General features: G+C 57.3%; 5 protein-coding genes. All 5 read right to left on the bottom strand.

Translation table 11 applies throughout. The features are described 5' to 3' along the window. Positions 1-78 precede the first annotated feature (78 nt). Entirely contained in the window at positions 79-1914 is a 1836-nt protein-coding gene (locus B5D52_RS12435; RefSeq protein ID WP_016149053.1) for an ABC transporter ATP-binding protein, read from the bottom strand. Next, positions 1911-4058: an ABC transporter ATP-binding protein gene (locus B5D52_RS12430; RefSeq protein ID WP_016149052.1), complete on the bottom strand. Its 2148-nt coding sequence runs from the start codon at positions 4056-4058 to the stop codon at positions 1911-1913. The genes B5D52_RS12435 and B5D52_RS12430 overlap by 4 nt, the downstream gene beginning before the upstream one ends. Continuing rightward, positions 4059-4505 carry a MarR family winged helix-turn-helix transcriptional regulator gene (locus B5D52_RS12425; RefSeq protein ID WP_016149051.1) on the bottom strand — a complete coding sequence of 149 codons (447 nt, stop codon included), beginning with the start codon at positions 4503-4505 and terminating at the stop codon, positions 4059-4061. Positions 4506-4667: 162 nt separating this feature from the next. Beyond that, complete coding sequence (locus B5D52_RS12420) at positions 4668-5255, bottom strand: inorganic diphosphatase (protein ID WP_016149050.1); 588 nt, start codon at positions 5253-5255, stop codon at positions 4668-4670. A gap of 91 nt (positions 5256-5346) precedes the next feature. After that, the gene (locus B5D52_RS12415) at positions 5347-6231 is read right to left on the bottom strand and encodes a PfkB family carbohydrate kinase (protein ID WP_016149049.1); all 885 of its coding nucleotides are present in this window, start codon (positions 6229-6231) and stop codon (positions 5347-5349) included. Positions 6232-6295 lie beyond the last annotated feature (64 nt).

Genomic DNA, 6295 nt, shown 5'->3' with positions numbered 1-6295 from the left:
CCAGCCTGCGCGGCTGGATCGCGCCGGGTCGCAGACCCGGACCCGCTTGTCGCCTGCGGGCGGGATTGATTCGGTGCTTTAGGCGGACACGTCCTCAAACTGGCTATTATACAATGTCGCGTAGAATCCATTCTTCTCGAGCAAGGTCTGATGATTACCCTGTTCGATAATATCGCCATCCTTCATGACCAGAATCAAGTCTGCATCCTTGATGGTAGACAGTCGATGGGCGATAACGAAGCTGGTTCTGCCCTTCATCAGATTATTCATTGCCTTCTGGATGAGCTGTTCGGTACGGGTATCAACGCTCGAAGTCGCCTCGTCCAGAATCATGATCTTATTATCGGCCAGAATTGCACGGGCGATGGTGAGCAGCTGGCGCTGACCCTGAGAAATATTGGATGCGTCCTCGCTCAGCTCCATTTGATAGCCACCCGGCAGGGTCTGGATGAAGTGGTGAACGTGTGCGGCCTTAGCGGCAGCGATAACTTCCTCGTCGGTTGCGTCCAGTCTGCCATAGCGAATATTCTCCATGATCGTACCCTTAAACAGCCAGGTATCCTGCAAGACCATGCCGAACGCCTCGCGCAGCTGGCTGCGGTTGAAGTCGCGCACGTCGTGGCCGTCGATGCGGATGGCACCGCTCTGCACGTCATAGAAGCGCATGAGCAGCTTGACCATGGTGGTCTTGCCCGCACCGGTCGGGCCGACGATAGCGACCGTCTGGCCGGGTTCGACGGTTGCGGAAAAGTCGCCAATGATGATCTTATTGGGGTCATAGCCGAAGCGGACGTGGTCAAAGGTGACCTGTCCCTGAATAGACGAAGCCGGAACCGGGCTTTCTGCGAGCTGGTCTTCCTCTTCCTCTGCGAGGAACTCAAAGACGCGCTCGGCCGCTGCGGCCATGGACTGGAGCATATTGGACACCTGTGCCATCTGGGTGATGGGCTGGGTGAAGTTGCGCACGTACTGGATAAAGGACTGGATATCACCGACCTGGATGGTACCGGCAGCGGCCAGAATCGCGCCGAGCACGGTCACGGCAACATAGCCCAGGTTGCCGATAAACTGCATAATGGGCTGCATGAGGCCGGAGAAAAACTGCGACTTCCACGCCGACTGATACAGTTTTTTGTTGGTCTCGCGGAACTCGTCGAGCACGGCCTGTTCACGGTTGAAGGCGCGCACGACGTTATGGCCGGAGTAGGTCTCCTCGACCTGTCCGTTGATGGTGCCGAGGAAGGCCTGCTGGGCACGGAAGTACTTCTGCGAGTGCTTGACCACGATCATAACCAGCACCATGGACACCGGCAGGATGACAATGGTCACGCCGGTCATGATGGTATTGATGGACAGCATCATGATGATGACGCCGATGATGGTGGTCACCGAGGTGATGAGCTGGGTGACCGACTGGTTGAGGCTCTGACCCAGCGTATCGATATCGTTCGTAATGCGCGAGAGCACTTCACCGACCGTTTTGGACTCAAAATACTTCATCGGCATGCGGTGAATCTTCTCCGAGATATCCCGGCGCAGGCGATAGCACAGGCGCTGGGTCACGCCGGTCATGATCCAGCCCTGAATGAAGGAAAACAGGGCGCTGAGCAGATACAGACCGAGCAGCAGGAGCAAAATGGTACCGATCTTTCCGAAATTGATACTTCCCGTGCCCTGCACCTTTGCAACCAGACCGGAAAACAGTTCGGTGGTCGCCTGACCCAGAATCTTCGGGCCGACGACGTGAAACAGGGTACTGCCCACGGCGAACAGCAGAACGCCGATCAGGGCAAACTTGAACTTTCCCATGTAGGACAGCAAACGCAGTGTGCTGCCCTTAAAGTCCTTGGCCTTCTCGCCCGGCATCATACCATGACCGCCGCGCATCGGCCCTCTCATCGGTCTCTGACTCATGCGTTCATCCCTCCTAACTCCTTTTCCGACAGCTGCGATCGTGCGATTTCCTGATAGGTCGCGCACGTCTTCATCAGCTCTTCATGGGTGCCGATACCTGCCACCTTGCCCTCGTCGAGGACGATGATCTGTTCGGCGTGCAGGATGGTGGAAATACGCTGTGCGACGATGATCGTAGTTGCATCGTGTACGCGCTCGGACAGCGCACGGCGCAGTGCGGCATCGGTCTTATAGTCCAGTGCCGAGAACGAGTCGTCGAACAGGTAGATTTTCGGATTCTTGGCAATCGCGCGGGCGATGGACAGGCGCTGTTTCTGGCCGCCCGACACGTTGGTACCGCCCTGTGCGATGGGGGTCTGGTAGCGGTCGGGTTTGCTCTCGATGAACTCGGTCGCCTGTGCAATCTCGGCAGCCTGTTCCATCTGGGCATCCGAGATATCCGCGCCGCCGAACTTCAGGTTGGATTCGATATCACCCGAGAACAGCACGCCCTTCTGCGGGACGTAGCCCAGCACCTCGTGCAGTTTATGCAGCGACAGGTTACGAATATCAATGCCGTCGATGGTGATGCGTCCGTAGCTCACATCAAAGAAGCGCGGAATGAGGTTTAACAGCGAGGACTTACCCGCACCGGTCGAGCCGATGATCGCGGTGGTCTGTCCGGGCTTTGCGGTGAAGGAAATATGCTCGAGCACGTCGGCATCGGCATCCGGGTAGCGGAAGGATACGTCGTCAAAGACGACCTCGCCGCGGCAGTCGGTCAGCTTATCATCCTCGACCTTTGCCTTATCGCGGATGCGCGGTTCGGTAGTGAGCACCTCGTTGATACGGTCGGCGGCAACGCCTGCACGGGGCAGCATAATGGAAATCATGGAAATCATCAGGAAGGACATGATGATCTGCATGGTATAGGTGATAAACGCCATCATATCACCGACCTGCATGTTGCCGAGATCTACGCCATGTGCGCCAAACCAGACGATCGCAACCGTGACCACGTTCATAATCAGCATCATGCACGGCATCATAAAGGTCATGACGCGGTTGGTGAACAGCTGGGTGCGCGTCAGGGCGATATTGGCCCCGTCAAAGCGCTCTTCCTCGTGCTTTTCACGGCTGAATGCACGGATAACCGGCAGGCCGGTCAAGATCTCACGGGCAACCAGATTGAGGTTATCGATAAGGGTCTGCATCTTCTTAAAGCGCGGCAGCGCAACGCCCATCAGAACGGCAACCAGACACATGACCGCACCGACGGCGACCGCGATAATCCATGCCATGCTGGTTTCGGTGCGCATGACGCGGAAAATGCCGCCCACGCCCAGAATCGGGGCATAGAGCACGATGCGCAGCAGCATGACGATGACCATTTGCACCTGTTGGATGTCGTTGGTCGAGCGCGTGATGAGCGAAGCGGTGGAAAACTTGGTCATCTCCTCGTTGCCGAACGAGACAACGCGGGTAAACAGGCTTTCACGCAGGTGCATGGCGAGTTCTGCCGCCGTGCGCGAGGCGATCAGGCCGACCAGAATAGCAGCTGCAACCATGCCGAGCGACAGCGCCAGCATTTTGCCGCCGGTCGTAAGCAGGTAGTTCATCTGCATTTCGTGCAGGTCGTAGCCCAGCGCTTCATACTCTTTCTGCGTGAACAGAATGGCCTTCTGGGTGATGGTCGAGCCGCCCATGCCGGACAGCTGGCTTTCCATCTGGCTCTCTGCGCCCAGCAGGTGCTCGCGGGTGATTTCACCCGACTCCAGACGCGCGTACAGCGCATCACGGTCGATCTGATCGGACGACTGGATGGTATCCAGCATCACCATGGGCATGGACATTGCCTCGTCCAGCTGTTCCAAGGTCTTTTCGTCGTCGGTCGTGCGTACCCAGCGGTCACCCGACTGTTCATAGCAGGATGACACGAGCGCTTGTTCCTCGTCGGTCAAAAACAGGCTGAGGTCTTCCATGGTCGTGTCCCGCATCTCGGCAGGCGCGGCGTGCGCGATGCCGTTCTGCTGGATGCCGATATCGACCAGATTGGACGTAAACTGCGGCAAGGTCAGGTCGCAGCTGGCCTGGAAGATCAGCAGCATGAAAATGAGCACGACCGACTTCCACGACCGTTTCAGGTAGCCGAATATGTGCAGCATTTAAAGGTCTCCTTTCGATGGTTCGTTGAATTGTGCCAGGATGCCGGGCAAGCGGTGCAGGATGCGGCAGAACTCTGCGGCGTCCTCGGGTCCGAGTGCCTGTAAAATATACGTCATTTGCTCGCCCATATGCGCATAAATGGCCGCGACGCGTTCTCTTCCGGCCTCAGTCAGCCGAATCTGCACGCAGCGACGGTCACTGCCGAGCGGCTCGCGGACAATCTGCCCCTTGCGTGCAAGGCTGCCCACAATCGCCGCCACGCGTGCGGTCGAAATGTGTATGGCGCGGCTGATTTCACCCGGCTGCGCCTGTCCGCCGGTCTGGCACAGGTAGTGCAGCACCTGTTTTTCGCCCTGATTGATGGTCTCGGCGTTGTGCTGTCTGGCTGTCTGATAGATTTCCCGCAAATCCTGGAAAATCTGCATGATCTGCTCGTCTGTCTGCAACGCTTTCCCTCCTTTTGCTAATGCTGTTAGCTATTATAAAATCAACAGTTTCTTTTGTCAACTATTCACAAGGCCGCAGCGGCATTTTTATCGGGAATGATAAAACCCGGACGCAAGTGCGTCCGGGTTTTAGACAGTTTTGAGCGTGGTATGGACTTGTCCTCAGACGTTGGCCTCGGGCGTCTCGTCCTTCTGCAAATGGCGGTCGAGCTCCGGTCGTTTGCCGCAAAAGTGCACGAGGTAACGCTCCATGCACTCGGCGACGATCTGCTCGGCTGCGCGGCGGCCATATACCTCGGAAATCGCCGTGCGGCGGCCTTCGAGCTGCTTGTAGACCTCGAAAAAGTGTGCAAATTCGTTGCCGATATGGGGCGGCAGGTCGTCATACTCGCGGTAGAAGTTCCAGGTCGGGTCGTGCTCACAGACCGCGATGATCTTGTCGTCACACGCGCCGTTATCTACCATGCGCACAACGCCCACCGGGTAGCACTGTACCATAATGGACGGGTCGAGGGTTTCCGAGCACAGGACCAGAACGTCCAGCGGGTCGCCGTCGTCGGCATAAGTACGCGGGATAAAACCGTAGTTTGCCGGGTAGTGGGTGGATGTGTGCAGAATGCGATCGAGACGCATCAGTCCCGTGCGCTTGTCCAGTTCATACTTTTTCTTGCTGCCCGCCGGAATCTCAATGACCGCGGTGAAGCTGTCGGGCTGAACCAGGGTTGGGTCGATGTCGTGCCAAATATTCATATCGCTTGTCCCCTTTCTATATCTGTAAAAAAGCGCGCGCCTCCGCAGTCCTCCGGAGGCGCATGCAGGGTCGAGAGACCCTCTCTTTATTTTAATACATTTCTTTGATATATGCCATAACATCTTCGCGGGTTCCCTTAAACGGGCCGGGCGTCTCCATCTTGAGCGACACCAGTGCGGCAGCATACTGCAAAGCGGTCGGCACATCGGCGCGCAGGCGCTCGGTGATATAGCCGGCAAAGCAGGTGTCACCGCGGCCGGTACGGCCGGACAGGTTGCGTGCGACGATCGGACAGGTGTAAATCTGCGTGCCGTCGTAAATCAGAACCTCGGTGTTGTGGGTAACCATAACTTCCTTGGCGCCCCATGCATGCAGCTGGCGGGCAGCCTCAGCGCGGTCTTCCAGACCGGTCAGAATGGCAGCCTCGGCAGCGTCGGTCTTAAGGAAGTCGACCTCGGGCAGGTAGGTCAGTTTGTCTGCCCAGTCGTGGAACTGCATGCTCTTGTCGTCCTCGACGTGGCGCAGCATGCACTGCACATCGACCGCAACCTTTGCACCGGTCGCGTGTGCCTTTCGGAACAATTCGCCGTCAAAATCGCCGTAAACCAGACCGGCAAAGTGATAAATGCTGGTCTCGACCTCGGGCAGCTCCTCAAAGGTGAACGGGTCGCACTTGCCCATCGAGCGGCAGTCGCGGCGCTCCTTATCGGCGGTAAAATATTTATTGCGGATGGAACAGGTCTCAGCCGACGGCTTCCAGAAAATATCCGCACCCGTACCGGCAAAGACAGCGTCCGGATCGGCATCCTTGGGATTGAGTTTGGTGAAAATTGCGGTCACGTTGCCGCTGTGTGCTGCGGCAAAACCCGACTGTACGATCGCACCGCCCACCTCACGGCGCTCAAAATCCTGATAGTCGATATTTTGGTCGAGGGAGATCGGTCCAACGACCAAGGTGTCATAGTGCTTGTGCATCGCTTGCTCCTTTCCTCCAGACCGCGTCCCGGCCCGGCCCGCTTCTCTTGTTCTCTATGTCCGC

This window comes from Butyricicoccus pullicaecorum DSM 23266 (assembly GCF_900167005.1).
GTDB lineage: Bacteria > Bacillota > Clostridia > Oscillospirales > Butyricicoccaceae > Butyricicoccus > Butyricicoccus pullicaecorum.
The sequence above is the reverse complement of the archived record's forward strand: the minus strand, read 5'-3'. Positions and strand labels throughout refer to the sequence as shown.

Coding starts and splice junctions, on each gene's coding strand:
- B5D52_RS12435 (WP_016149053.1), bottom strand. CDS start 1,914: ATGAGTCAGAGACCGATGAGAGGGCCGATGCGCGGCGGTCATGGTATG.
- B5D52_RS12415 (WP_016149049.1), bottom strand. CDS start 6,231: ATGCACAAGCACTATGACACCTTGGTCGTTGGACCGATCTCCCTCGAC.
- B5D52_RS12420 (WP_016149050.1), bottom strand. CDS start 5,255: ATGAATATTTGGCACGACATCGACCCAACCCTGGTTCAGCCCGACAGC.
- B5D52_RS12430 (WP_016149052.1), bottom strand. CDS start 4,058: ATGCTGCACATATTCGGCTACCTGAAACGGTCGTGGAAGTCGGTCGTG.